The organism is Arthrobacter sp. P1_A5, assembly GCF_056406825.1.
The window spans coordinates 1-25,487 of the sequence record NZ_JBFTZL010000019.1 but is presented as its reverse complement, the minus strand read 5'-3'; the positions used below and the strand labels follow the sequence as shown (position 1 = coordinate 25,487).

At 67.8% G+C, this 25,487-nt stretch carries 22 protein-coding genes; 11 read left to right on the top strand and 11 right to left on the bottom strand.

Annotation, left to right across the window (positions count from 1 at the left end; genetic code table 11):
* Positions 1 to 26 precede the first annotated feature (26 nt).
* Positions 27 to 1,301 (bottom strand): alpha-hydroxy acid oxidase, encoded by a 1,275-nt coding sequence (locus AC1D1S_RS05905; RefSeq protein WP_476993951.1) that lies wholly within the window; start codon positions 1,299 to 1,301, stop codon positions 27 to 29.
* Positions 1,302 to 1,435: 134 nt separating this feature from the next.
* On the opposite strand from AC1D1S_RS05905, the gene AC1D1S_RS05900 reads away from it, so the two are divergent.
* Entirely contained in the window at positions 1,436 to 3,064 is a 1,629-nt protein-coding gene (locus AC1D1S_RS05900; protein ID WP_476993950.1) for a PucR family transcriptional regulator, read from the top strand.
* A 37-nt stretch (positions 3,065 to 3,101) separates the two neighbouring features.
* Here the strand turns inward: AC1D1S_RS05900 and AC1D1S_RS05895 are convergent, their stop codons facing one another.
* The 3 genes from AC1D1S_RS05895 to AC1D1S_RS05885 all read right to left on the bottom strand — a co-directional run bounded on the left by AC1D1S_RS05895 (position 3,102) and on the right by AC1D1S_RS05885 (position 5,317).
* Positions 3,102 to 4,508 carry a diacylglycerol/lipid kinase family protein gene (locus AC1D1S_RS05895; RefSeq protein WP_476993949.1) on the bottom strand — a complete coding sequence of 469 codons (1,407 nt, stop codon included), beginning with the start codon at positions 4,506 to 4,508 and terminating at the stop codon, positions 3,102 to 3,104.
* A 69-nt stretch (positions 4,509 to 4,577) separates the two neighbouring features.
* Complete coding sequence (locus tag AC1D1S_RS05890; RefSeq protein ID WP_459384027.1) at positions 4,578 to 4,913, bottom strand: cupin domain-containing protein; 336 nt, start codon at positions 4,911 to 4,913, stop codon at positions 4,578 to 4,580.
* An 86-nt stretch (positions 4,914 to 4,999) separates the two neighbouring features.
* Positions 5,000 to 5,317 (bottom strand): acylphosphatase, encoded by a 318-nt coding sequence (locus AC1D1S_RS05885; RefSeq protein WP_043436330.1) that lies wholly within the window; start codon positions 5,315 to 5,317, stop codon positions 5,000 to 5,002.
* 230 nt (positions 5,318 to 5,547) lie between these two features.
* Here AC1D1S_RS05885 and AC1D1S_RS05880 point away from each other — a divergent pair, with 230 nt between their 5' ends.
* Positions 5,548 to 5,823, top strand: a complete 276-nt coding sequence (locus AC1D1S_RS05880) for a YegP family protein (protein WP_243182192.1) — start codon at positions 5,548 to 5,550, stop codon at positions 5,821 to 5,823.
* A 20-nt stretch (positions 5,824 to 5,843) separates the two neighbouring features.
* Here the strand turns inward: AC1D1S_RS05880 and AC1D1S_RS05875 are convergent, their stop codons facing one another.
* Complete coding sequence (locus AC1D1S_RS05875; protein WP_476993948.1) at positions 5,844 to 6,752, bottom strand: hypothetical protein; 909 nt, start codon at positions 6,750 to 6,752, stop codon at positions 5,844 to 5,846.
* A 15-nt stretch (positions 6,753 to 6,767) separates the two neighbouring features.
* On the bottom strand, positions 6,768 to 7,559 hold the full coding sequence (locus AC1D1S_RS05870; RefSeq protein ID WP_476943829.1) for a hypothetical protein: 792 nt from the start codon (positions 7,557 to 7,559) through the stop codon (positions 6,768 to 6,770).
* Between the two features lie 240 nt (positions 7,560 to 7,799).
* Here AC1D1S_RS05870 and AC1D1S_RS05865 point away from each other — a divergent pair, with 240 nt between their 5' ends.
* Both AC1D1S_RS05865 and AC1D1S_RS05860 read left to right on the top strand, forming a co-directional pair.
* Positions 7,800 to 9,053, top strand: a complete 1,254-nt coding sequence (locus tag AC1D1S_RS05865; RefSeq protein ID WP_243182195.1) for a mechanosensitive ion channel family protein — start codon at positions 7,800 to 7,802, stop codon at positions 9,051 to 9,053.
* 149 nt (positions 9,054 to 9,202) lie between these two features.
* Positions 9,203 to 11,074: an alpha-glucosidase gene (locus tag AC1D1S_RS05860; RefSeq protein ID WP_476993947.1), complete on the top strand. Its 1,872-nt coding sequence runs from the start codon at positions 9,203 to 9,205 to the stop codon at positions 11,072 to 11,074.
* Positions 11,075 to 11,378: 304 nt separating this feature from the next.
* Here AC1D1S_RS05860 and AC1D1S_RS05855 read toward each other — a convergent pair whose 3' ends face one another.
* The 3 genes from AC1D1S_RS05855 to AC1D1S_RS05845 all read right to left on the bottom strand — a co-directional run bounded on the left by AC1D1S_RS05855 (position 11,379) and on the right by AC1D1S_RS05845 (position 15,210).
* A complete protein-coding gene (locus AC1D1S_RS05855) occupies positions 11,379 to 12,176 on the bottom strand; it encodes an alpha/beta fold hydrolase (protein ID WP_476993946.1) in 798 nt (265 codons plus the stop codon).
* Between the two features lie 231 nt (positions 12,177 to 12,407).
* A complete protein-coding gene (locus AC1D1S_RS05850; RefSeq protein WP_476943825.1) occupies positions 12,408 to 13,313 on the bottom strand; it encodes a pullulanase X25 domain-containing protein in 906 nt (301 codons plus the stop codon).
* Between the two features lie 163 nt (positions 13,314 to 13,476).
* The gene (locus AC1D1S_RS05845; RefSeq protein WP_243182199.1) at positions 13,477 to 15,210 is read right to left on the bottom strand and encodes a SulP family inorganic anion transporter; all 1,734 of its coding nucleotides are present in this window, start codon (positions 15,208 to 15,210) and stop codon (positions 13,477 to 13,479) included.
* Positions 15,211 to 15,434: 224 nt separating this feature from the next.
* Between AC1D1S_RS05845 and AC1D1S_RS05840 the strand changes: the two genes are divergently transcribed.
* Positions 15,435 to 16,409: an aldo/keto reductase gene (locus AC1D1S_RS05840; RefSeq protein ID WP_476993945.1), complete on the top strand. Its 975-nt coding sequence runs from the start codon at positions 15,435 to 15,437 to the stop codon at positions 16,407 to 16,409.
* An 89-nt stretch (positions 16,410 to 16,498) separates the two neighbouring features.
* Here the strand turns inward: AC1D1S_RS05840 and AC1D1S_RS05835 are convergent, their stop codons facing one another.
* Positions 16,499 to 17,560 carry an adenosine deaminase gene (locus tag AC1D1S_RS05835; protein WP_243182201.1) on the bottom strand — a complete coding sequence of 354 codons (1,062 nt, stop codon included), beginning with the start codon at positions 17,558 to 17,560 and terminating at the stop codon, positions 16,499 to 16,501.
* 48 nt (positions 17,561 to 17,608) lie between these two features.
* Between AC1D1S_RS05835 and AC1D1S_RS05830 the strand changes: the two genes are divergently transcribed.
* Positions 17,609 to 20,224, top strand: a complete 2,616-nt coding sequence (locus tag AC1D1S_RS05830; protein WP_476993944.1) for an excinuclease ABC subunit UvrA — start codon at positions 17,609 to 17,611, stop codon at positions 20,222 to 20,224.
* Between the two features lie 309 nt (positions 20,225 to 20,533).
* Entirely contained in the window at positions 20,534 to 21,184 is a 651-nt protein-coding gene (locus AC1D1S_RS05825; RefSeq protein WP_243182203.1) for a LysM peptidoglycan-binding domain-containing protein, read from the top strand.
* A 104-nt stretch (positions 21,185 to 21,288) separates the two neighbouring features.
* On the opposite strand, the gene AC1D1S_RS05820 is transcribed toward AC1D1S_RS05825, so the two are convergent.
* Entirely contained in the window at positions 21,289 to 21,816 is a 528-nt protein-coding gene (locus AC1D1S_RS05820; RefSeq protein WP_084476203.1) for a hypothetical protein, read from the bottom strand.
* A gap of 305 nt (positions 21,817 to 22,121) precedes the next feature.
* On the opposite strand from AC1D1S_RS05820, the gene AC1D1S_RS05815 reads away from it, so the two are divergent.
* The 4 genes from AC1D1S_RS05815 (at position 22,122) to AC1D1S_RS05800 (ending at position 25,338) form a co-directional block, all read left to right on the top strand.
* Positions 22,122 to 23,018 (top strand): MSMEG_6728 family protein, encoded by an 897-nt coding sequence (locus tag AC1D1S_RS05815; RefSeq protein WP_028277479.1) that lies wholly within the window; start codon positions 22,122 to 22,124, stop codon positions 23,016 to 23,018.
* A gap of 127 nt (positions 23,019 to 23,145) precedes the next feature.
* A complete protein-coding gene (locus tag AC1D1S_RS05810; RefSeq protein ID WP_476993943.1) occupies positions 23,146 to 24,081 on the top strand; it encodes an SDR family oxidoreductase in 936 nt (311 codons plus the stop codon).
* Positions 24,082 to 24,119: 38 nt separating this feature from the next.
* Complete coding sequence (locus AC1D1S_RS05805) at positions 24,120 to 24,509, top strand: DUF1622 domain-containing protein (protein WP_476943820.1); 390 nt, start codon at positions 24,120 to 24,122, stop codon at positions 24,507 to 24,509.
* A gap of 40 nt (positions 24,510 to 24,549) precedes the next feature.
* On the top strand, positions 24,550 to 25,338 hold the full coding sequence (locus AC1D1S_RS05800) for an isocitrate lyase/PEP mutase family protein (RefSeq protein ID WP_243181535.1): 789 nt from the start codon (positions 24,550 to 24,552) through the stop codon (positions 25,336 to 25,338).
* The last annotated feature ends 149 nt before the right edge of the window (positions 25,339 to 25,487 follow it).

Here is a 25,487-nt window from a genome sequence, read left to right as displayed (position 1 = left end):
GCACTGCATGACTGCTTATTCAAAACTCATGAATTCGTGTTTTCCGACGCTCTTGTCTCAAGAAGTTCTCCGGAATGACGAATATCCCGAAGAATTTCCCCGCCCCGGGCCTTCAACTCGGAAATACTGGAGACGCCCACTAACGTCATGGTACGCCGCAGTTCATCCCCGAAGATGTCGATGATGCGTCCGACGCCCGGCGAGCCGGCCGCCACCAGTCCGTACAGGTAGGCCCGACCGATCGAACAGGCATCGGCTCCCAGTGCCAGCGCCTTGAGGATGTCGCTCCCCCGGCGGATGCCGGAGTCCACGTAGATCTCGATCGAATCGCCCACCCGTTGCCGCGATTCCTGGAGGACGTCCATGGGGCTCAGCATGTGATCGAGCTGGCGGCCGCCATGATTGCTCAACTGGACGGCGTCCAGGCCAATCCGGGAGGCCTTCGCGACGTCGGCCGGGTTGACGCAGCCCTTGAGCACGATTTTGCCGTGCCAGGCCTGCCGCAGGGCCTCAAGTTCCTTCCAGCCGCTGCTGGCATCCGAGTGGCCCAGGATGTGCTGCCACATGGTCGGGGTCACCACGGAGGAGGCGGCGGGGCTCTGCGGATCCAGGTTCGGGAAGCTGATGCCGTCCGACTTCAAAAAGTTGATCCACCACGAAGGGCGCCGGGCGATGTCCGCGATGGTTGACAGCGTGAGCGCGGGAGGGGCGGTGAATCCGTTGTGGAGGTCCCGTTCCCTGGAACCCAGTGCCCGCGTGTCGACGCCGACAATCAGGGTGTTGAATCCGGCTGACTTGCAGCGGGCCAGTTTGTTCTTCATCGCCTGGGCGTCCGAGGTGAGGCCAAAGTTGAACCAGCGGTCAAGGGACGGGTGGTGCTCTGCGATGGTTTCCATGGGCACGGTGCTCAGGCCGGCCAGCCCGTAGGGGATGCGGGCCCGGTCCGCGGCGGCCGCGACGGCCAGTTCGCCCTCGGGATGGAACAGCCGGGTCGCCCCGGTGGGGGTCAAGGTCAGCGGCAGCGCGCTTTCTTTTCCGAGCAGGGTCGTCGTCGTGTCGGGTCCGGACACCGGGCCCCAGCTGGGCATGAGGGCCCAGGCATCGAAGACGGCCCGGTTGCGGCGCAGCGTCACTTCGTCTTCGGATCCGCCGTCGAGATAGTCGAAAATCCCGGCCGGCAAGACCTTGCGCGCCGATTTCCGGAATTCCTCGACGTTGTAGGCGCCCGCCAGCACACGCTGTTGGCGGGACAAGACGGGAGCTTTCACCTGGACGAGTTGCCTGGCTTCGCTGATTTTCAATGACGGCCTTCCGTTGAACTGTCCTGCGTTATGGTTCAGCGTAGGAAATGAAGCTCCGCATCACCATGGAGTTATCGACAAATTGAGGGGCCAATCATTAGTAGCGAATACCAAACAGCTTCTTGGGTGTCCCGGTGACGGCACCGGAGGTGGATACGCATGCGCTGCCTACGCTGGCCGACGTCGCCCGCTCGGCGGGCTCGGAAATCCTCAGCCTCGTGGAAATGCCGTCAGATGACCGGCAGATTGTCGCCGGCTCGGTTCTCTACGACTCGACGGCGCGGCCCGCCAAGTTCCCGGGTGCCGTTGCCCTGGCCATTGGTTTGTCCCTTTCCGGGAAGCGTCTGGGCGCGAAAGTGCGGGAACTCAGCGACGCCGGGTACGTGGCGGTCGTCTACAAATCCAACGGCACCTCGGACGAAGTCCTGCGGGCAGCCGCGCGGGACAACGGGATGGCGCTTTTCCGGGCCTCCGACTCGGTGCCCTGGAACCAGCTCGCGGAGATCATGGACGCGGCAGTGGTTCCGCACCGGCAATCGGGACGGACCCTGGTGGACATCCGGCCCGGAGACCTGTTCGACCTCGCCAACACGGTGGCGGCCCAGGCCGGCGGTGCCATCGCGATCGCCGATCCCGAGCAAACAATCCTGGCGTACTCCACCCTCCCGGACCAGCCCATTGACGAGACGCGCCGGAGTTCCATCCTGAGCCTGCAGGTGCCGCATTCGGTGGAAACGGACAACGATTACCGCCGTGTCCATGCCGCCGCCGATGCGCTGGACGTGGCCACGCAGGATCCCTCGCTCCGGCGCACCGCCATCGCGATCCGGGCCGGCGACTCCGTTCTGGGCTCGCTCTGGCTCCTTGAACTGGCGGACCACCACAACGAGGACGCCAACCGGATCCTGCGCGAAGCGGCCAACGTGGCCGCGCTCCACATCCTGCACAAACGGACCACTTACGTCTCGAACCTGACCCGCCAGATCGATCTGGTCCAGCCGCTGCTGTTCGATCCGAAACGCGCCGAACTGGCCGCCATCAGGCTCGGGATCTCGGCGCCGTCGATCCGGGTCGCGGCTCTGGGCGTCTGGCCGTCCGAGGCCATCGCGGCCGAAACGCTGCAGTCCCGCCTCCGGCTCTTCGACACCATCCGGACTGCCTGCGCCATCCGGCTGCCCTCGGCCGTCTGCGGGCTCTCGGACAACATCGTTTACATCGTCCTGCCCCAGACCACCGAAACCTCACGCCACTTCCAGCGCACCGCGCTTCTGAAAATTGTGCAGAATGCGCGCCGGCTGCTCGCACGCCCGGTCCTGGCCGCGCTCGGCGCCGCGGCGACGATTGACCGGCTCGAGGACTCCAGGGTCAACGCGGAACTGGTCCTGTCCGAACTTGTGCGCAACGTCGCGGAAGGGCGCATCGCCGCCGATTCCGATGACATCGTGGCCGACGACGACTCCCTGGGCTCGCGTCTGCTTCTGCGCCAGTTCGTCTCGGCCCTGACGGCCGCTGGCCAGCTGCCCGGATCGCACGCGCTGAATATCGCGGCGTACGACGAACAGCATAAGAAGTCCTTCGAGGAGACCATCTACGCCTACCTCAGCTGCGGCGGAAACGCGATCGACGCCGCCAAGGCGCTGGACGTGCACGTCAACACGGTGCGGTACCGCCTGTCCCGGGTGGAGCCGCTCTTCGGCATCGACCTCGACGACGCCGAAACGCGCCTCCTCGTGTGGCTGCAGTTGTGGGCACGGCACAACTAGTCGCCGTCATTCACGGGTCAGGCCAGATTTGCCGGGGCTACGATCCCCCGCCGGCGGGCGGAGCCGCGGGGGGAGCCGCGGGGGGAGCGGCGGACGACGGCGCAGACGGCGCAGGCGGTGCAGACACGTGCCGGCCCCACGCCAGCTCGCGGAGCCGGACCAGATCCAGCGCCGGTTGGGCTGGCGGGACGCCTGGACGGTTCCGCGGAACCAGTACCCGAAGTGCGCGGGGTTCGACGGTGCACCGTACCGGCGTGCTCATCAGCAGAGCCTCGCCGTCCACTCCGACGGGGATCTCGGGCACGTCGGCGTCGACCACCACCTCCGCCGCCGCGCGTTGGATCAGGCCGCGCTTCGTGGCACGGCGCAACAGGCCGACCGCTTCCCGCGTGCTGGCGGCGGAAATCGCCACCGCGCCGAGCACGCCGCGGTCCAGCCGGGTTCGCCGGCCCAGGCCGGCGAGGTCGTTGCTGCCGTACGGACCGTTGCTCACCAGCACCGCCTGCGGGCCGTCCACTGTCTCCGCGTCCGCCTGCGCCCGCAGCCGCGCACCCTTATCGCCCCTAATCAGGTCCGGAAGCATCTCCAGCACGGTACCGGCCTTGTCGTCCCGGTACGCAGGGCTCTGCACCACCTCGGCGTACACCCCGAAGGATGCGTTGTTGACGAAGGTGCGGCCGTTGATCTTGCCGAGGTCGACGTGAAGCTCCACCCCGTCCCGGAGGGCATCCAGGCAGCCTGTCGGGTCCTCGCGGTCCAGCCCGAGATCCAGGGCGAAATGGTTGCGCGTGCCGGCGCTGATCACCAGGAACGGAAGGTTGTGCTCGGCCGCAATGCCGGCGACCAGCGCCTGGGTTCCGTCCCCACCGGCGACGCCGAGCAGATCGGCCCCGCGTTCCACGGCCTGCCGGGCCAACGCGTCGACGTCCACCGGTCCCGGTCCCGCAAGAAGCGCCACCTCGGCGCCGAGTTCTTCCGCCTTCCGTTGGAGGTCGAACTTCACCACCTTGCCCCCGCCGGAACGCGGATTCATCACCAGGAAAGCATGCTGCCAAGCAGGGGCGGTGTGCTCGGGCATGGCTTTGCCCTCACCCCTTTCCCGGAGCGCGGCACGGGCACAGACCAAGGCCACGAACGCCAGCGCAATCGAGAGCACCATCTCCAATAGCAGACCCGCCTGGATGTGCAGGACCACCAGCACCAGCGGGGCCAATACCGCGAGCGCCAGCGCACACCAGCGCAGGACACCGCGGCTGATGAGGAACCAGTAGATCGCAGCCACAGTCACTAACACGGCGCCGGCATCGATCATGACCAACGCGATGGTGCCTGCCAATCCCGCAGACACCAAAGGGACAGCCACCGCCAAGAGAATCGCGGCGTAGGCCGCCCTCGCCCACCACCGCCGGGTCTGTGGGACCTCGTCGAAAGGGATGACAGTCATGTCCTGCTCCTTGCGGTAATCCGGCCCCTGGAGTGGCTTCGACCGGTCTCGCCGCCTGCGGCTGGGCCGTCAGGTCTTGATTTTCGCCACGGTCATGAGGATCGCCGAGTCTTCCTCGGCCTCCAGGCTGTGCAGCCCGTCGGGCACGATCAGCAGATCACCGGTCTTGCCCTGCCACGATTCGTTGCCGGCCCGCAGGCGCACGCAGCCGCGGAGCACAAACACGGTCGCCTCGCCGGGGTTCTGGTGCTCGCTCAGCTGCGTCCCCGCCCTGAACGCCATGACGGTTTGCCGCAGGACTTTCTCATGCCCGCCAAACGCAGTGTCCGCGGCCCGTCCGCTGGGTGCCGCGACCGCTGCAGCCAGCTGCTGCCGGGCAAGGGCATCGAGCGATATCTTCTGCATGGGGCCACCCTACTCAGAAACCGGGCCCCTGCCGAGGGTCCTTCGCCCCGGACCGGCCACAATACCGGCACCGGAAAGCTGCAGCCCTAGTAGGCCACGTCGAATCCGCCGAACTCCCCCGTCGCGGCCGAGACCGATTCTTCGACGTCCTCCACCCGGCCGGGCGCCTCCGGCGAGCGCAGCCAGCGCCGTAGCTCCAGCACAACGGACTGCGGCCCCTCGGCCACGATGCCCACGGAGCCGTCGGTGTTGTTCCGGACCGTGCCGCTGAGCCCCAGTTCCTCGGCCTTCCGGACCGTCCAGTAGCGGAAGCCGACTGCCTGGACCACACCGGACACCCGCGCGTTCAGCCGCACGGGCTCGCCGGAATCCGCCGGAAACTGCACAGGATGTTTGCCAGCCATGTTCCCAATGTAGCGCCCATCCGGGCGCCCGGTTTCGTCACGCAGGGTTGGGTTAGGCCGGCCCAGTCTCATCCGCCAGACACCAAGGGACCTTTGCCTCTTTCCCGGGGACGCCGTCCACGAAAGGGTGGCTACCGGCACTGCAGCGATTTGTCGAAGACCCGGCAACAGCACAAAGAAGTGCTCTTACCCTCCACCGGCGGTCACCACCGCCAGACAAGGACAAGACAATGGCTGGACAGTTCGAAATCTTCACCGACGCGGAATCCAATGTACGGTTCCGGCTTCTCGCCGCCGACGGGACCGTGTTGGCGATTTCCACAGCATTCGACGACAAGCGCCAGGCGGCGGACGGCATCATGGCTGTGCGCGAGTGCGCCGGCACCGGGCTGATCCGGGAGGTCAGCAGCAACCCGTGGACCGGGCAGCGCGGCGGCAGGAATGCCTCGCCGACACCTGCGGTCCGCGAACACCGTCACCGCCACCGGCACCTGCCCGCTGTCTAACCCAGCGTCGTCTAACCCAGCTACTTCGCCGGTTCCGTCACGCTGCCCGTGGCCTCGCCGTTGCCCGCCGGACGCAGCGACGTGATCATCCTCCGGACGTCCTGGTACTCCGCCGTGCTGGCGTAGAGCTTCGCCTTCTCCAGGTACGGCAGCCCGGGGTCCCCCGGCGTCGTGTTTTTCCCGGGGTCATACGCCTGCCCGAACAGCGCGCCGCTGGGCGGCCAGAGGAAGAGCTGGAACATCGGACACGACGTAGGCCCGGTCTCCTCCGGCATCATGGTGATGCCATACGACGCGTAGGTGGGCGGCGAAGCCTCCGCTGCACTGAAGTCACCCCGGGCCTCGAAGACGTAGCGCGGCGGGCTCTGGTCCGCCGCACCCGGTTCCGCGAGCGCCTGCATCGGCTGAGAATCGATGAGCAGGTAGGGCTGTTGATCGCCGCATTCGGCGCCCGTGACGATGTTCGTGCGCAGCGCGGCCATCTGCTTCCCGGCGGCGTTCACAACGTCCACGAACTCACCGCCCAGCGGCGCCTCCCCCGCAGGGTCCCGGATCTCCCACGCGGCCGGGTAGTCGAAACTCAGCGTCCCGTCCGACGTCGTGAACGTCTTCCAGCCGGACGACGACGGCGGGAGGTCCGACGTCGTCGGGGTTGCCGCCGCGGTGCTCCCCGGAGCCGTTCCCGATGCTGTGTCCGTGGCTGACTCCGACGGCGTGGTTCCCTGTGTCCCCTGCGAAGGATCTCCCGACTGGGTGCCTCCCGGCCGGGTAGCGCCGGCAGGCGGACCTGCGGACGTTGCCTCCGGCGCAGCACCGGATGTCRCAGGCGGCGCCGCCGGTGACCCGCAGCCGGCCAGCAGCAGGGCCGCGAGCACCAGCGCCGAAACAAATGGTGCCGGATCCGTAGCCGGTGTGAGCCGCCTCGCCATGAGCCCGGGCCGGCCCTACTGCCCCGCCGGACGCAGCGAGGTGATCATCTTCCTGATGTCCTGGTATTCGGAGGTCTCCAGGTAGGCCTCCGGGGTGTCGACAAAGGGCTCGTTGCCCGGGGTGGTGTCGAAGGGGTTATAAACGCCCCCGAACGACGCTCCGCTGGGCGGCCAGGTGAAGAACTGGAAGATCGGGCAGGCATCGGGGCCGGACGGCTTGGGCGCTGAGCTGATGCCGTAAGCCATGACGTTGGCTTTCGTGGGGTCCTTCTCGGCCGGATACAGCCGTAACTCAAAGATGAAGTGCGGCGTGACGCCCTGCTGGGCCAGGGCCGGAACCTGCACCAGATCGAGCACCTGGTAGGGGATCCGCTGCGTGCATTCCGCACCCGGGGCCACGTTGGTCTTTAAGGTGGCCAGCGACTTGCCGCCAGCGTTCAGGACCTCCAGGAACACGCCGCCGGGCGCGGCCTCGGCGCCGCGGTCCTTGACGGTCCACTCGGCGGGGTGATCGAACTCGAGCTTCCCGTCCGGGGTCTTGACGCTCTGCCAATCCGCCGCCGTCGGCGCCGGAGTGCCCGGCGCCGAGGGCGGCTCGGTGGGCGGGGTATCGACGGCGCCGCTGCTGGCCGGCGCGGACGTCAGCGGGGGCACGGTGGGCATCGACGGCGACGTCGGACCCGGGCCCGCGGGCGCACCGCAGGAGCCGAGCAGCGCCGCAACCAAGAAGCCGGCCGACGCTGCCGTGCCGAACGCCGCGAGTCGACGCATGTCACCCTCCCCCTGGGATTCAAGTGGTTCGACCATTCTGGAGCGTCCGTCAGCAAAATCAAGAGGCAAAAGTCCCGGAGTGGCGGGCCGAACTCTGTCCGGGTCCGCGGCCGGACTGCGTCCGGCCCGCGGTCGAACTGCGGTGGACTGCGCTGGCCCGCGCCGGAACCTGCCGAAGACCTGCCGTGCCCGCCGGCTCCTGCCGCGGCGTGAGGAGACCCACGTTGACATCCCGGCGATTTCAGTTGCCCGTGGAAGCTTGCTAGAGCTTAAGTAATGCAAGAGTTCCTCACCCAAGCAATGCCGTTCCTGGCCATGGCCCTCGCCGTGGTTGCCGGGCTCGTCCTGTCCTGGCTGGTGCGCAAGATTGTGCTCCGGCTCAACCGCAGCAAGCCCGAACTGCGCGAGATCTCGCGCGTGGCCCGGCTGCCGTTGCGCTTGTCCCTGTGCCTGATCGCCGTCCGGATCGCGCTCGCCACCAGCGGCGGCGATCTCGAATGGCGCCACGGCCTGGACCATTTGCTGCTGATTGCGCTCATCGGTTCACTGGCCTGGCTGGCCATCGCCATGCTGCTCATCATCGAGGCAATGGTGCTGACCCGGTACCGGGTGGATGTCGCGGACAACCGCCGCGCCCGGCGGCTGCGCACCCAGGTGATCCTGGCCCGGCGGATCGGCGTCGCACTGATCGCCGTGGTGGCCCTGGGCAGCATGATGCTGACGTTCCCCGCGATCCAGGCGCTCGGCGCCGGGCTCCTGGCTTCCGCAGGCGTGATCTCGATTGTCGCGGGCCTCGCCGCGCAGACCTCGCTGGTCAACGTCTTCGCCGGCATCCAGCTCGCCTTCACGGACGCGATCCGGGTGGACGACGTGGTGGTGGTCCAGAAGGAATGGGGCCGGATCGAGGAGATCACCCTGACCTACGTGGTGGTCCACATCTGGGACGACCGCCGGCTGATCCTGCCTTCGACATACTTCACCACCACCCCCTTCGAGAACTGGACCCGGCGGCAGTCCGAGGTCATGGGCACCGTCGAGTTCGACCTCGACTGGCGCGCTCCCGTCGAGGCAATGCGCGGCGAGCTGAAGAAGGTCCTGGCCGATACGCCGCTGTGGGACAAGCGTGTGGGGATCCTGCAGATCACGGACGCCACCGCCGGCTTTGTCCGCGTGCGCATCCTGGTCAGCGCCGCGGACAGCGCCTCCCTGTTCGACCTCCGCTGCCTGATCCGCGAGGAACTGGTGCTGTTCCTGCAGCAGGACCACCCGACGGCGCTCCCCCACGTCCGCCTCGAATCGCTGCCGTCGGCGCTGGCGGCGTCCACTTCCGGCCACGCGTCCGACGTCGTCGTGGGGCCCAAGCGCCCCGGCAAGGCTACTGCTACGGCCGAGCACCACCGGCACCCGGATCCCCACGACTCCCAGCTGTTCACCGGATCCATCGAGGCGATCCAGCGCTCCAAGGCCTTCTCCGGACCGGGCGAGGACGTCTTCGAGGACCGCGACAACGCCATCGCCTCGCAGAACTAGCCGGGGACGGGCGGCTTCGCCCCTGACAGCACGACAGCACAGCCGGACCGGGCAGGTCTTCCCAGCCCCCGTCAACTGATCAATAATCAGACGTTGGCGGGTCAGCAACGCGCTGCCCCCTTGTCTGCCGGACCAGCTGAGGAGTCCCCATGACGGTCGAAGAAGCCCCCACGGAAACACCCAAGGCGGCTGCCGGCGACTGGTTCCAGCGCGCCGTCGTCTATCAGATCTATCCGCGCAGCTTTGCCGACTCCAACGGCGACGGCATCGGCGACCTCCGCGGCATCATCGGCAGGCTGGACTACCTCCAGCGGCTGGGGGTCGACGTCGTCTGGCTTTCCCCGATCTACACCTCGCCGCAGGACGACAACGGCTACGACATCAGCGACTACCGTAACGTGGACCCGCTGTTCGGCACCCTCGACGAGCTCCGGGAACTGACCGACGGGCTGCACGCGCGCGGCATGAAGCTGGTGATGGACCTGGTGGTCAACCACACCTCGGACGAGCACCCGTGGTTCGTGGAATCCCGGTCCTCGAAGGAGAACCCGAAGCGCGACTGGTACTGGTGGCGGCCGCCGCGGGACGTCGACGCCGGGGCCGCCCCACGGCGCACGGCGGCGCAGCCGACCAACTGGGGCTCGGCGTTCTCCGGGCCCGCGTGGGAGTTCGACCAGGTGTCCGGGGAGTACTACCTGCACATCTTTTCGAAGAAGCAGCCGGACCTGAACTGGGAGAATCCCGAGGTCCGCGCCGCCGTCTACGAGATGATGAACTGGTGGCTGGACCGGGGCGTGGACGGGTTCCGGATGGACGTCATCAACTTCATCTCCAAGGACACCTCGCTCCCGGACGGCCCGGTGGCCGACGGCAAGCTCTTTGGTGACGGCTCCCCGTTCTACATCGACGGCCCCCGCATGCACGAATTCCTGCAGGAGATGCACCGGGAAGTCTTCTCGAACCGAACCGGCGAACTGCTCACCGTCGGCGAAATGCCCGGCGTGACCGTGGACGACGCCATCCTGTACACCGACCCCGCCCGGGCCGAGGTGGACATGGTGTTCCAGTTCGAGCACGTGGCGCTGGACCAGGAGGAAGGCGACAAGTGGCGGCCCAAAAAGCTCCTGCTCACCGAGCTGAAGCAGACCCTGGGCCGCTGGCAGGACGGGCTGGCCGAGACCGGCTGGAACAGCCTGTACTGGGGCAACCACGACCAGGCCCGCGCCGTGTCCCGCTTCGGCGACGACAGCCCCCGATACCGCGAGCTCTCCGCCAAAATGCTGGCCGGCATCCTGCACCTGCACCGCGGCACGCCCTACGTCTACCAGGGTGAAGAACTGGGCATGACCAACATGACGTTCGGCGCGATCAGCGATTACCGCGACATCGAGGTCCTCAACCACCACCGCGAAGCCACCACGCACCTGGGCCACACCGACGCCGAGGTCCTCGCCGCCCTCGCGCCGCTGAACCGGGACAACGCGCGGACCCCGGTCCAGTGGGACGCCTCCCGGCATGCCGGCTTCACCACCGGGGCACCCTGGATCGCGGTGAACCCGAATGCCAACCACATCAACGCCGCCGCCCAGGTGGATGATCCGGACTCGGTCTACAGCTTCTACCGCCAGGTGATAGCGCTGCGCCATGCGGAGCCGGTGGTCTCGCACGGGAACTTCACCATGCTGCTGCCGGATGACCCGCACGTCTATGCGTTCACCCGGGCCCTGACCGGGCACGTTTCTTCCGGCAGTCCCACAGACAGTCCCACAGAAGGCGCCGGGATTCCGGAGCTGCTGGTGCTGGGCAACTTCTCCGGCGAGGAGCGCGACGCGGAACTCGGGGACGAGGCCTGGGGTGCCGCGGAGCTGGTCCTGGGCAACTATCCGTCCGACGCCAACGCCTCCAACGGTGGCTCTGCCCCGGGTTCAGCGCCGGGTGCAGTGCGGAACAGCCTTTCCTCAGGTGCGGTGCGACTGCGGCCCTGGGAACTGCAGGTGTTGCGCCGGCGCCGCGGCGCCTGATCGACGATCCTTAACGCCAGCCCACGAAAGGAAGCCACACATGACTATTCCACCAACCCCCGGCCCCGATCCGTTTCCGCCAGAACCCGGCCCCACGACGCCGCCGCCCGAGCCCGGAGACCCGTTCCCGCCGGAACCCGGTCCGGTCACGCCGCCGCCGGTTCCGGGGCCCGAGCCGGTACCAGGCCCCGCGCCCACGCCGTCACCGGAGCCGGGGCCGTTCCCGACGCCGCCCGGCCCCCTCCCGATTCCGGATCCCGGCCCGGTGCCGCCGCGGCCGGACCCGACCCGGTTCTAGCGGGCGTCACCTCGCGGAGAGTCCGTGCAGGAACCGGCGTACCTCCGCGTTGAAGGCAGCCGGCGCTTCGACGGCCGCCATGTGCCCGACGTCGGGAATCATCACCAGCGTCGAGCCAGGGATCCGCCGGTTCATCTCGCGGGCCACGCTCTGCGGCGAGCGGACGTCGTCCGTGCCGTACAGCAGCAGGGTGGGCACCGCGATGGTGGGCAGCACGTCGCGGTAGTCGGCGTGGGCGTTTGCGTTCAGCAGTGCCCGCATGCCTTCCGGGTGGAAGTCGGCCATGGTGGCGCTGGTTTCCTGCACAGCCGCCGGATCAGCGTGTTCCGTGAACAGCGTGGGCAGCCATACGGGGATGAATTGTTCCGCCGGCTGCTCGAGTTCGGCGAGCACCTGCGCATAGCGGCGCTCGACTTCCTCGGGCGGCAAAGATCCGGCCCAACCGGCGTACGCCGAGACCAGCAGCAGCGACGCGGGCACTGACGGGTGTGCCCGGTAGAGCTCCAGTGCAATGCCGGAGCCCATGGACAGCCCGAGGACGTGCGGCCGGCCGGGAACCGCTTCCCGCAGAAAACCTGCCAGGGCGTCGCCCAGGTCCTGTCCGGTGAAGTCCGGCGGCGGATCGTCAGAGCCGCCGCACCCGGGTGCATCCCAGGCGAAAACCGTGAAGTCAGCCGACAAATCCTCGAGCTGCCGCCGCCAGATGCGGCTGTCTTCGTAGGCGCCGTGCAGCAGGACCAGCGGCGGACCCTGGCCCGCACGCCGGTACCGGATGCGCAGGCCCGCAACCTCGACGGTCTCCATGAGGCAATGCTAGGTCGGGCCGCCGCCGCTCGGCAGGGTCAGGCGGGGCGGACTCAGGGTGGGCGGACTCAGGGTGGGCGGACTCAGGGTGGGCGGACTCAGGGTGGGCGGACTCAGGAGCAGGCTCAGGATGCGCAAACCCGCCCGCGACGCGCAAATGACCCTGCGACACCCGATTTTTCGGGTGTCGCAGGGTCATTTGCGCGTCGGCAGGTCGATTGCGCGTCGGTGCTACGGCAGGACGATGTCCCGGGTGCGGTGATCGTACTGGATGACCAGGAGGCCGCCGCCGTGGTGGACTTCGTGGTTGGGTCCGTCGAAGACGCCAAACGCACCGTAGTTTTCGTCCCAGGACCGGTTCAGGGCGATCTTGAACGAGTAGAAGCCGGCAGGAATGTCCGCGGCAATCTTCCAGAGCTGATCCACCTGGTCCAGTTCCATCTGGACTTCGTCGTACTGCGGCGCCCAGTTGGCGGGCGCGCCCAGCAGAATGCTGAAGTCGCCGGCAACCGCGACGGCGTCCGGCTGTTCGATGGTGTCGACGCTGACAGCCGAGGCCGCCGCCGCCGGGGCTTCTGCCGGAGCTGCTGAGGGCTGTGCAGCCTTCGCCGCGGGCTTGCGCTTGCGCACCGCCTTGGCCACCGGGGCAACAGCCTCCTCGATGAGCTTGGCGGCCTTGCCGGCAACCTTGGATGTTGTCGACGGCGCCTCCTCGGCCGCGGCGGCCGGCGTGGCTGCTGTCTTTGCTGCCTTCTCCGGCTTTGCCACCGGAGCAGTCGGCAGCGGCGTGCCCGCCGGAACGGGAGTGCCGGCGTCGAGCGCTGCAGCGAAGGCGGCAGGATCGGCGAAGGCCACCGTGGCGCGCTGGCCGTCGTCGGTGATGGACCAGCCGGAGCGGCCCTTAACCAGCCAGCCGGCCTTGACCAACTTGGCCGTGGCGGTGGTCAGCGTCTTGTGGCCGCGGGGAATGCCGCCACTGAGGAGTTCGCGTTCGTGGTCGTTGAGGGGCACCCGTGCGATTGCCTCGCCCAGTACGGCTCCGGCGTTCGGCTTCTCGCCGGTCCATACCTCCTCTGCCAGGACATCCAGCACGGCCTTTAGCCGAAGGTTGGTGTTTTCCGCGGTGTTCGCGCCCATGGGTCTCCTTTAGAAGCAATTGATCCACCTGCATTTTGCCAAGGAAATGTTAGTTTTTGCGAGCGGATCCGGTTAACTCTGTGTGTCGTGACCCACTATGACAGGCCAGAGCGGGGGGCACGAAGGACCAACTCGGCCCTACCCGCGAGTAGAAAACCAGAGGTCAGTCCTCTGCGCTCCATTGGGCGCCGGTCTGGGCCATGTAGGCGGCTACCGCTGCTTCGGTGGTGGGATAGAAATGCTCCGGCTCGATTTCTCGGGTCAATCCGTACTTTTCGATCTTCTCCCGGGTCCTGTGCTTGACCTCGGCGAACACCAGGGAGATACCCTGCGCGTTCAGTTCGACATCCAGATCGAGCAAGACGTCCGCGGCGGTGGTGTCAACGTCCGTGATCGGCTCGGCCGCGATGACGATCCACCGCGGTTTGGGTTCCGTTCGTGCCAGGTGCCGGACGTTGTCGCGGAACGGCCGGACGTTGGCGAAGAACAACGGGGCGTCCCACCGGTAGATCACCAGGCCGGGCAGGTGCTTCGCGTCCGGGTGGACGCGGATGTCGTGAAACCCCTCATAGCCGGGCACCCGCCCGATCACGGTCTCGTACGGCCACCACGCCCGGCGGAAGATGTTCAGGATGGACAGCCCCACCGCAATGCCGATGCCGGGCAGGACGCCCAGGAACGCAACCCCAAGGAAGGCGGCCATGCACAGGTAGAACTCGGTACGCCTCTGGTGCCAGAGCCGAACCGTTCCGGGAATGTCGGCGAGGGAGATCGACGCCGTCATCACCACGGCCGCCAGTGCCGGCTGTGGCAGGTTCCGGAACAGCCCCGGCAAAAACACCAGCATGAGGAGGATCAGCACGGCGCCCGTCACGCCCGTGAGCTGCGACTTCGAGCCGGAACGTTCAGCGACGGCGGTCCGGGATCCGCTGGTGCTGACCGGGAAGCCCTGGAAGAGGCCCGCGGCCAGGTTCGCGGCACCGATCCCGATCATCTCCTGGTTGCCGCGGATTTCCTGCCCGGTGCGTGCGGCGAACGCCGTCGACGTCGAGATCGTGTCCGTCAAGGACACCAGCGCAATACCGAGGGCCCCGGCGAACATCAGCCCGAGGTCCGCGAAGTCCACCTGGGGAATGGTGAACGGCGGGAAGCCCCGCGGGAGTTCCCCGACCAGCGAGACGCCCTTGGCGGCCAGATCGAAGACCGCCGTGGCCGCGATCGCGGCGACCACCATGACGAGTACCGCAGGGACCTTGGGCAGCCACCGCTGCAGAACCAGTATCAGCACAATCCCGCCGATGCCGACCGCCGCCGCGGCGACCACCGTCTCGCCATTGGCCACGCCTTCGACGAATCCGACCAGGTCACCAATGAAGTTTTCGCTTTCGATCTTGAACCCGAAGAGCTTCGGGAGCTGGCCCACCAGGATGGTGATCGCGAGACCGTTCATGTAGCCGATCATCGTCGGCTTGGAGATGAGGTCGGCGATGAAGCCGAGCTTGGCCACGGACGCCAAGACCATGATGGCGCCGACCATGAGGGCAAGCATCGACGCGAGCGCGATCGCCTTCTGCGGGTCGCCGTCGGACGCGACAAGGGGCAGGACCGTCGCGGCGATCATGGGCCCGAGTGCAGAGTCGGGCCCCAGGACCAGGATGCGGGACGGGCCAAAGACCGCGTAGGCGAGCAGGCAGAGGATGCTGGTGTACAGCCCGGTGATTGGGGGCAGCCCGGCCAGCTCGGCATAGGCCATGCCCTGCGGAACGAGCAACGTCGTCAGGACGACCCCGGCGACGATGTCCTTGCCGAACCAGTCCTTTTGGTACGTCGCGACGGCATCGAATCCAGGCGCCGCCCGGCGCAGCCAGCCCTTGCGCCGCTCGCGGGTCTTTGTCATATCTGCACTCTGCCGCCCGCCCCCGCCCCGCGCATCCCCCGGCAAGGGTGAACCGCGTCGACCGGCGCAGTGCGCCCGGCGGAACCGGCAACGCGCTCCCGTTGTGTCCCCGGGCCGATGGGCCTAAAGTTGCGGTCTGCCCACTGCGCGCCGTCCCGCCGCTGAACACGCGCCGGATCAGGTGCCGGACAGGGCGTCCCACCGTTCCCGTTGAGGAGATATCTATGGAAACCCGCACACTTGGTTCACTCACCGTCTCAGCCCTGGGATTGGGCTGCATGGGCATGAGCGAGTTCTACGGCCACGGCGAGGACAATGAGTCCATCGCCACCATCCAGGCGTTTCTCGACGCCGGCGGAAGCCTGCTCGACACCGCTGACATGTACGGCCCCTTCACCAACGAAGAGCTGGTGGGCCGGGCCATCGCAGGCCGGCGCGACGACGTCGTCCTGGCCACCAAATTCGGCAACGAACGGCGGCCCGACGGATCCTGGGTGGGCATCAACGGCTCCCCCGACTACGTGCGCGCCGCTTGCGATGCCAGCCTGCAGCGGCTGGGCGTGGACCACATCGACCTGTACTACCAGCACCGGGTGGACAAGACCGTCCCGATCGAGGAAACCGTCGGGGCCATGGCTGAGCTGGTCCAGGCCGGCAAAGTCCGGCACCTTGGCCTGTCCGAGGCCAGCGCCGACACCGTGCGCCGGGCCCACGCGGTGCACCCCATCACCGCCCTGCAGACCGAATACTCGCTGTGGGAGCGCGAACCGGAGACCAAGGTCTTCCCGGTCCTCGCCGAGCTCGGCATCGGATTTGTGCCCTACAGCCCGCTGGGCCGAGGATTCCTGACCGGCCAGTTCCGCAGCCCCGAGGACTTTGCCGCAGACGATTTCCGCCGGCACTCCCCGCGTTTCCAGGGCAAGAACTTCGACCGCAACCTGCAGCTCGTGGACCGGGTCAAGGAGCTCGCGGATGCGAAGGGCTGCACCCCGGGGCAGCTGGCACTGGCCTGGCTGCTGGCCCAGGGCGAGCACATCGTTCCCATCCCCGGCACCAAGAAGGTCAACCGGCTGCGGGAAAACATGGGCGCTGCCGACGTCGAACTCTCCGCCGAGGACCTGACCCGCCTGGACGAACTGGCTCCCGCCGGGGTGGCGGCCGGAGCGCGGTACCCGCACATGGACTCGATCGACGTCTAAGCCGGCCGTTCGACAGCCAACGCGGGGTCACTTACGGCCCGTCCGGGGCCTCCGGATGGGCGCGTAGCGACCCCGCGTTGCTTGGGTGGTTAGTGTCCGGACGCGGCGAGCTCGGCCAGCAGCTCGGCCTTGCGTTCCTCGCTCGCGAAGGAGGACCGGATCGAGTTCGCAGCCATCCGGACGCAGTCGAACTCAGACAGGCCGATCACCGATTTCAGCTGCGCGAAGTTGTCGTCCACGTACCCGCCGAAATACGCCGGGTCGTCCGAGTTCACGCAGACGTTCAGACCCGCCGCGAGCATCGACGGCAACGGGTGCTCGGCCAGGGTGTCCACCGCGCGGAGCCTGACGTTGGACAGCGGGCAAACGGTCAGTGGCATGAGCTCGTCCACGAGCCGTTCCACGAGCTCCGGGTCCTCCATGCAGCGGATGCCGTGATCGATCCGCTCCACGTCGAGGAGGTCCAGCGCGTCGATGATGTACGACGGCGGGCCCTCCTCGCCGGCATGCGCGATCCGGTGCAGGCCGGCGTCCTTCGCCCGGGCGAAGAGCCGCTCGAACTTGGCCGGCGGGTTGCCCACCTCGGCGGAATCGAGCCCGATGCCGGCGATCGGGGCGTCCATGGCGAGCAGCTGCTCCAGCACCTCGAGGGCCGAGTCCTCGGTGAGGTCGCGCAGGAAGGCCGCGATCAGGAGGGTGGAGATGCCGAACTCTTCGCGGGATCCCGCCAGCACCGAGGCCACGCCGTTGACGCACGTCTGAAGCGGTATCCCGCGGGACAGGTGGGCCTGCGGGTCCAGCATGATCTCGGCGTGCCGGACCCCGGCGAGCGCCGCCCGGGCCAGGTAGGCGCGGGTCATGTCGGCAAAGTCCTGCTCCGTCTGCAGCACGGCCATGTTGGCGTAGTACAGGTCCAAAAAGGACTGCAGGTCAGTGAACTCGTAGCGCGAGCGCAACTCGTCCAGGTCCGCATAGGGCAGTGCGATCCCGTTGCGTTCCGCCAGCGCGAAGATCAGCTCCGGTTCCAGCGTTCCCTCGATGTGCAGGTGCAGCTCGGCGACCGGGAGCGGGAGGGGTTCGCCGGCCTCCGGCTCTTCCGGTTCTTCCGGCTCTTCCGCGGTCAACTGGGCATCGCCGTCGTGTGTTTCCATCCGGTAAGGATATGCCCGGCGCTCCCCGGAGCGGATAGAGTCGAACCAATGCAAAGTAAACAGCATGCTTCCCATTTGCCGCGCCCGGCCGGCCGGGACCTAATTCCTGATCTCGGTCCCGGCAATCCGTCGGACGGTTTTGTCCGGGTGCGCGGCGCCCGCGAGAACAACCTGCGCAACGTGGACGTAGACGTGCCCCGCGACGCAATTGTCGCCTTCACCGGCGTCTCCGGCTCGGGCAAGTCCTCCCTCGCGTTCGGCACCATATATGCCGAGGCGCAGCGCCGCTACTTTGAATCCGTGGCCCCCTACGCCCGCCGGCTCATCCAGCAGGGCCACAACCCCAAGGTGGAAATGATCACCGGGCTGCCGCCCGCCGTCGCGCTCCAGCAGCGCCGCGGGACGCCGAGTTCGCGCTCCACGGTGGGCACCCTCACCACGCTGTCCAACTCTTTGCGCATGCTCTTCTCCCGCGCCGGCAGCTATCCGGACGGCGCCGGCCCGCTGGACTCGGACGCTTTTTCGCCGAACACGGCCGCCGGCGCGTGCCCCGAATGCCACGGACTCGGCATCGCGCACACCGTCACCGAGTCCTCCCTGGTCCCGGACACCGCGCTGAGCATCCGCGACGGCGCCATCGCCGCCTGGCCCGGGGCCTGGCAGGGCAAGAACCTGCGCGACATCCTGACCCACCTGGGCCACGACGTCGACACCCCCTGGCGGAAGCTGCCCAAAAAGGACCGCGACTGGATCCTGTTCACCGAGGAACAGCCCGTGGTGGAGGTGACGCCCCAGCGCGACCGCGTGGCCAAGCCGTACAAGGGCCGGTTCTGGAGCGCCAAAAGCTATGTGCTGCATACGCTCGCCGATTCCAAGAGCACCACCATGCGCGAGAAGGTGCTGCGCTTCATGGAGACCGGCCCTTGCCCGGTCTGCAGCGGCAGCGGCCTGACCCCGGCCGCGCTCGCCGTCACCTTCGCCGGGCACACCATCGCCGAGCTCAATGCCGTCCCCATGACCGAACTGGCGGACATCATCCGCCCCACCACCGAGCTCACGGAGGCCGGCACCGCGTCCCGCAAGCAGTCCTCCGGAGAGGGCAACGAGGTGGCCGTCGCCATCACCCGCGACCTCCTGCAACGCGTCACGGTGCTGCTGGACCTCGGCCTGGGCTACCTCGCGCTGGGCCGGTCCACGCCCACGCTCTCCCCCGGCGAAATGCAACGGCTCCGGATCGCCACCCAGCTCCGCTCCGGGCTGTTCGGCGTGATCTACGTGCTGGACGAGCCCTCCGCCGGACTGCACCCCGCCGACGCCGAGCCCCTCCTCGCAGTCCTGGACCAGCTCAAGTCTTCCGGCAACTCGGTGTTTGTGGTGGAGCACAACATGGACATCGTCCGCCGCGCCGATTGGCTGGTGGATGTCGGTCCCCGCGCCGGTGAAGGCGGCGGCGAGGTGCTCTACAGCGGCCCCGTGGCCGGCCTCGCCGAGGTGGACGCGTCCGTGACCCGGCCGTTCCTGTTCCCGGACGGTTCGGCGGGTTCGGACGACGGCGGCGCCCGCCACAGCGCGGACGACGGCGGCGGTTCCGCCGCCAGCGGTACCCGGCGGGAACCTGCCGGCTGGCTGGAACTGCGCGACATCAGCCGCCACAACCTGCGCGAACTCGACGCCGACTTCCCGCTCGGCGTGCTGACCGCGGTCACGGGCGTCTCCGGCTCCGGCAAATCCACCCTGGTCAGCCAGGTCCTGGCCGAGGTGGTCGGCGCCAGGCTGCACCCGGAGCCGGACGCTGCCAAGGCCCCCGAGGACCTGGAGGCCGACGCCGGTGAGTCCACCGGGCCGCTCAGTGTCGGACCGGTCTCAGGCCTCGACCAGCTGGACCGGCTCGTCAAGGTGGACCAGAAACCGATCGGCCGCACGCCGCGTTCGAACCTCGCCACATATACCGGCCTCTTCGATGCGGTCCGCAAGGAGTTCGCGGCCACGGACGAGGCCAGGGCGAGGGGCTTTGGTGCCGGCCGCTTCTCCTTCAACGTTGCCGGCGGCCGCTGCGAGACCTGCCAGGGCGAGGGCTTCGTCGCCGTCGAACTGCTGTTCCTGCCCGGCAGCTACGGCCCTTGCCCCGAGTGCCATGGCTCGCGCTACAACCCGGAAACCCTTGAAGTGACGTACAAGGGCAAGAACGTGGCGGAGGTGCTGGGCCTGACGGTCAATGCCGCCGCGGAGTTCCTCGAAGGGGTGCCGGCGGCGGCGCGCAGCCTGCAAACACTGCGCGAGGTGGGCCTGGGCTATCTCCGCCTCGGCCAGCCGGCCACCGAGCTCTCCGGCGGCGAGGCCCAGCGCATCAAACTCGCCACCGAACTGCAGCGTGCCCAGCGCGGCCACTCCCTCTACCTGCTGGACGAGCCCACCACCGGCCTGCACCCGGCCGATGTCCAGCTCCTCATGGCCCAACTGCACCGGCTCGTGGACGCCGGCAACACCGTCATCGTGGTGGAACACGACATGGATGTGGTGGCCGCAGCGGACTGGGTGATCGATCTCGGCCCGGCCGGTGGCGACGCGGGCGGCGAGATCGTGGCGATCGGTACCCCGGCCGCCGTCGCGGGCTCCACGGCGAGCCGGACGGCTCCGTACCTGGCCGCAATGCTCGGAAACTGATTCATGCGAGCAGCGGGTCGCGTGGGTCGGCGTCGGCGTCACTGCGGGCAGCGGGTCGCCGGGGTCGGCGTCACTGCGGGCCGGATGATAACGGCAGAAGCAGGGAAAGTAACGTCTTGATAACGGCACGGGGCTGACTTAGCCTAGTGTCCATGCCCGGCAACCGGGTATTGCATGCCCGGTGCTACCACCACCAGATACTGCCCGACCGGTAGACACCGCTATGACCTCTATTGTCAGGGGCGGGCAGTGGCGCGACAACGTCCGGGGACGGACCGAGCGCTGGTGGACCTCAGGAGCATCTGAACCATGAAGAAATCAACCTATGGCACTGCCGCGCGCCGCGGCGTCACTTTTGCGGCCGTCTCCATTGCAGGCGTCGCCCTGTCCGCCTCGGCCGCGAACGCGGCCGTACCGACCACAGCCCCCGCCTCCACGTGGGACTCGCTGGCCCAATGCGAAAGTGGCGGGAATTGGGCCACCAACACAGGAAACGGATACGCGGGCGGGCTGCAATTCAGCGCCAGCACGTGGGCGGCCCATGGCGGCACGGGGTCTCCGGCCAATGCCAGCCGTGCGCAACAGATCGCCGTCGCCGAGAAAGTGCAGGCCAGCCAGGGCTGGGGCGCGTGGCCAGCCTGCGCGGCCAAGCTGGGACTGCGCGGCGGCGCCGCGGCTCCGCAGAGTGCGGCCACATGGCAACGGCCCGCCGCGACTCCCGTCGCAGCCAAGGCTCCCGCCAGGTACGCCCCCAAGGCAGCCGTGCCGGCACCCCGCCACGTTGCACCGGTAGCCGTAAGTGGCCAGACCTACACCATCCGGAGCGGCGAAACCCTGAGCACGATCGCCGGGAAGCTCAACATCGCCGGAGGCTGGCACGCGCTGGCCGACGCCAACACGGCGACGATCAGCAACCCCCATCTGGTGTTCCCGGGCCAAGTGCTGCAGCTGCCCGCATAGGGCGGTTACAGCACTTGGCGTACAGCACGACACACAGCACGACGCCGGAGCGATCCCGCAAGGGGACGCTCCGGCGTCGTGGTGTTTCAGTGAGCCGTGCGGGCTCAGGCGGCCTGAGGGATTTCGCGGATAATCCGCACTTTCCAGGCGGCGTCGTCGCTCGTGTCCAGCAGGGCCACCGTGCCCATGGCCAGATGTAGCGCTACCCGTTTCGCGGCGAGGAGCTCAAGGTACAGGCTTTCGTTCATCCGGGCCGGGGCGTCAATGACGTACTTCACGGCGTCGCGGACTTTGCGGTAGTTGGCGCTCCGCTCCCGGTGAAGGTGCAATTCCAGCATCCGGCGCTGCTTGATCCTGGGCTCGTGGCGGTTCAGCCAGGACACAGCGGCGTGGACGGCTACCACCAGGGTCAGTGAGATGACGTAGATCTCCCAGCCACTCGAGAGCAGGAACAGGGGCAGGTTGGCGATGGCCACCGCGGCGATGAAGAGGCGGAGGGCCACCAGGCGCCGCATGGTGAGGGCCACGCCAGCCATAGCCGCACGGAACCCGCGCTGCTCGTCGCGGGCGGCTACCGGATCCAGCGTGAATTCCTCCAGCACCACTATCCCGTGGGCGTCGGGGCTGAGCATTTGTCCGTACTTAGGCACGAACGGCGCCGGTGCCACACTTACTGTTGGTGGCTCTGCTGTAAAGGGCAGTGCAGTAATGGGCTCCGCTGACTTAGGCTCTGCTAGAGATGGTTCTGCTGAATAAGGCTTTGCTTGATAGGGCTCTGCTGAATAAGGCATGGGCGTGTCTTCCGTGGCGGCGGGAGTGGTTCATGTTATTTTAGCGGCTCTCCAGCATGCCTGTCTGCCCCGTTCCGTCATGTGAGCACCCTCACCGGCACGCGCCAGCAATTGGCGCATTTGGTCCGTGGCCTCAAACTGGAGAGATGCAGACTTTCCTCCCCTTCCCCGATTTCCAGCAGAGCGCCGCGGTTTTGGACCGTGTGCGGCTCGGCAAGCAGCGCGTCGAAGCGCTGCAGATCCTGCGTGCGCTGGTGATCCCGGAGTACGGCTGGCAGTCGCACCCGGCGATCCGGATGTGGATGGGGTACGTTCCTGCGCTGACCATGTACGGCCTGGCCATGGTGGATGAATGGACGGCCCGCGGCGGCGAGGACACCACGCGCGAGAAGATCATGGAGTTCGCCCCGCAGGCAGCCCACCCCGACTACGCCGCCAAGATMCCGATGCCGCCATGGCTTGGCAACGCGGATTTCCACCTCAGCCACCGGTCCCGGCTGATCGCCAAGGATCCGCGGTTCTACACAGAGGTATTCCCCGGCACGGACCCGGATCTGGAGTACATCTGGCCCGAACCGAAGCACGAGCTGGTGCCCGAGGATCCAGCCGGGGACCGTATGTGGGTTCTGCGCCTACCCCTGGGCGACACCGAGCCCGCGCAGCTGAAGACTGTCAGCCTGCCGCCGGTTGGCCGCAGCAAGGCCCCCGCGGACGACGACTACCAGTTCGTCTATGCCGACTCGGGCTCCCGCCGTCCCGGCAAGGTGCGCAAGCTGCCCCCGAAGCAGCTCGTCAAGAAGCCCACCCGCAAGCGCCAGCAGCAGGAAGAGGCGTTCACCACCCTGCCCGGCAACTCCGTGGTTGCCATCCCGGTCAACGACGGCGCCGCGTTCGCCGTCGGCAAGGTCCTGGGCCGCCCGATCACGGTTGATGGCCAGTTCGCACGCAACTTCCAGGTCGACGAGATCGTGGACCGCTCCGCCTTCGATTACCCTGCCCTGATGCAGGACCCGCGGGCCTTCTTCCCGATCCCGGCGAGGTAGCAAAGGGCCGCACTGAACGACGCCGGGCGGGTCCCGGCGTCGGGTCGGATACTTCAGCCGCACTTGGAGCTCCAAGATTTTCTCAAGCCTGTCCGTGGCGCTTCCCGAAGGCTGGCAGACTGGCTTCATGACTGTTCTGCTGGCCGGTTGCGGCGATCTTGGCACCGAGGCCGGGCTGCGTTTCGCGGCGGCTGGCCACCGCGTGGTGGGGTGGCGCCGCTCGCCGGAGAAACTCCCGGCCGCCATCGAGGGAGTCGCCGCTGACCTGGGCTCCGCTGAGCTGCCGCCCATCCCGGCGGACACCACCGCCGTCGTCGTCGCGATTGCCGCGGATTCCCCGACCGCGGAGGCGTACCGTGCCGCCTACGTGGACGGGCTGTCTAACGTCCTGGACGCGGTCCTCGCCTCCGGGGCAAACGTCCGCCGGGTCCTGTTTGTGTCCTCGACCGCCGTCTACGGGGATGCCGGCGGCGGCTGGATTGATGAACGCACGACGCCGGAACCCGCCGGGTTCTCGGGCCGCATCATCCGCGAGGCAGAGGAACTCCTCCACAGCCGCCTGCGCGGCACCGGCATCACCCCCGTAGTGCTGCGGCTCGGCGGAATCTACGGCCCCGGCAGGACGCGATTGGTCGACCAGGTGCGCGGCGGAACCGCGGTCATTCCTGCCGCGTCGCGYTTCACCAACCGGATCCACCGCGACGACGCCGCCGCCGCGATCGTCCATCTGTGCACCATGGGCACGGTTCCGGCGGCGGTCTATCTGGGCGTGGACAATGAACCGGCCGAACTCGGCGACGTGCTGGAATTCCTGGCCGCGGAACTGGGACTCCCTGCGCCGGCGGCAGAGTCCACTGGTGCCGCGCGTGCGGCGGGTGCGGCGGCGGGCSGTGCCGCGGGTGCGGCGGCGGGCGGCAAAGCGGCGGGCGGCGAACCCTCGCGCGGCGGAAATAAGYGGGCCAGCAACGGACTGATCCGCAGCACCGGTTTCGAGTTTCAATACCCCAGTTTCCGAGAAGGCTACCGAGCCGTTCTCGCCGGTATCGGCGTCCGGCACCCGTAAGGTTTGAATCTCACTGCCCACTTTCTCCGAGGGGAACAATGGATCTTCAGCACATTATCGAGACGGCCGGCCGATTCATGGACTTCGCCGGCGTGGCCGTCATGGTAATCGGCGCCCTCGTTTCCATCCCCATGGCGCTGCGCGGATTCCAGCCGGAACGCCTGCCGACGGGCTCCGCGCCGCTCTCCGTCTACCGCTCCTACCGGCAACTGCTGGGCCGGTCCATCCTCCTCGGGCTCGAACTGCTCGTCGCGGCCGACATCATCCGATCCGTCGCCGTCACGCCGACCTTCGAGGGCGTCGGCGTGCTGGCCATTATTGTGCTTATCCGGACCTTCCTTAGCTTCTCGCTCGAGCTGGAAATCACYGGACGCTGGCCTTGGCAGACTCGGCGCCAGGGTTCCTCTGATTCCTCCGCAGGTGGCTGAAACCCTTCCGGGTGGCACGGAGCCCGGCTAGGCTCGCGGCATGACAGACACCGCGCGTTCTCTTGCCCCCAAAGCCACCGAACTGCTCCGTCTCCACCACGCACCGGAAATTCTCCAACTCGTCAACGTCTGGGACGCGATCACCGCGAAGGTGGTTGCCGGCGTTCCGGGGACCAAGGCATTGGCCACGGCCAGCCACTCCATCGCTGCGTCGCGCGGGTACGAAGACGGCGAGAACATCCCGGTGGACGAAATGATCGCCGCCGTCGGGGTGATTGCCGCCGCCACGCCGCTGCCCGTCAGCGCTGATCTCGAAGCGGGCTACGGCAACCCCGGCGAAACGGTACGCAAGGCGATTGGCGTCGGCGCTGTCGGCGCCAACATCGAGGACCAGATGCGCCCGCTCGCCGACGCCGTTGAACAGATGAGCGCTGTAATCCGCGCCGCCGAGGCCGAGGGCATCGACTTTGTCCTTAACGCCCGCACCGACGCCTTCTTGAAGGGCAAGGACCGGGACCCTTCTGCGGTGCTTGCGGACGCCATTGAGCGCGGCCGGGCCTTCCTCGACGTCGGTGCGACCACGGTGTTCGTGCCGGGCCTGCTGGACGAGCCGACTGTCACCGCGTTGGTGGAAGGCATTGGGTGGAACAAGGTCTCGGTCATCAATGTGCCCGGATCCCTGGCACCGGCCACATTGCAGGAACTTGGCGTGGCGCGCATTTCCTACGGCCCGTGGACCCAGCGCGTGGCGCTGACAGCGTTGGCCGATGCGACGGCGGCAGTATTGGCCGGCGGAGCCCTTCCGGAAGGCACCCGGGCATTGAACTGACCCTGCTTCCGCGGACCTTTCCCGATGCCAAGTGACTCCGCCGGCCGACCGATTCTCATGGTGCCGACCGGCTCGTACACTGCTGACCGAAGACCCTGCCGACGGAAGTCCCGCCGGCCGAACACCCTGCCGACCGAAGGGAGCTGATC

Coding starts and splice junctions, on each gene's coding strand:
- AC1D1S_RS05830 (WP_476993944.1), top strand. CDS start 17,609: ATGCAAAGTAAACAGCATGCTTCCCATTTGCCGCGCCCGGCCGGCCGG.
- AC1D1S_RS05820 (WP_084476203.1), bottom strand. CDS start 21,816: ATGCTCAGCCCCGACGCCCACGGGATAGTGGTGCTGGAGGAATTCACG.
- AC1D1S_RS05890 (WP_459384027.1), bottom strand. CDS start 4,913: ATGCAGAAGATATCGCTCGATGCCCTTGCCCGGCAGCAGCTGGCTGCA.
- AC1D1S_RS05800 (WP_243181535.1), top strand. CDS start 24,550: ATGACAGACACCGCGCGTTCTCTTGCCCCCAAAGCCACCGAACTGCTC.
- AC1D1S_RS05870 (WP_476943829.1), bottom strand. CDS start 7,559: ATGGTCGAACCACTTGAATCCCAGGGGGAGGGTGACATGCGTCGACTC.
- AC1D1S_RS05840 (WP_476993945.1), top strand. CDS start 15,435: ATGGAAACCCGCACACTTGGTTCACTCACCGTCTCAGCCCTGGGATTG.
- AC1D1S_RS05835 (WP_243182201.1), bottom strand. CDS start 17,560: ATGGAAACACACGACGGCGATGCCCAGTTGACCGCGGAAGAGCCGGAA.
- AC1D1S_RS05860 (WP_476993947.1), top strand. CDS start 9,203: ATGACGGTCGAAGAAGCCCCCACGGAAACACCCAAGGCGGCTGCCGGC.
- AC1D1S_RS05855 (WP_476993946.1), bottom strand. CDS start 12,176: ATGGAGACCGTCGAGGTTGCGGGCCTGCGCATCCGGTACCGGCGTGCG.
- AC1D1S_RS05885 (WP_043436330.1), bottom strand. CDS start 5,317: ATGGCTGGCAAACATCCTGTGCAGTTTCCGGCGGATTCCGGCGAGCCC.
- AC1D1S_RS05865 (WP_243182195.1), top strand. CDS start 7,800: ATGCAAGAGTTCCTCACCCAAGCAATGCCGTTCCTGGCCATGGCCCTC.
- AC1D1S_RS05825 (WP_243182203.1), top strand. CDS start 20,534: ATGAAGAAATCAACCTATGGCACTGCCGCGCGCCGCGGCGTCACTTTT.
- AC1D1S_RS05850 (WP_476943825.1), bottom strand. CDS start 13,313: ATGGGCGCGAACACCGCGGAAAACACCAACCTTCGGCTAAAGGCCGTG.
- AC1D1S_RS05880 (WP_243182192.1), top strand. CDS start 5,548: ATGGCTGGACAGTTCGAAATCTTCACCGACGCGGAATCCAATGTACGG.
- AC1D1S_RS05895 (WP_476993949.1), bottom strand. CDS start 4,508: ATGACTGTCATCCCTTTCGACGAGGTCCCACAGACCCGGCGGTGGTGG.
- AC1D1S_RS05845 (WP_243182199.1), bottom strand. CDS start 15,210: ATGACAAAGACCCGCGAGCGGCGCAAGGGCTGGCTGCGCCGGGCGGCG.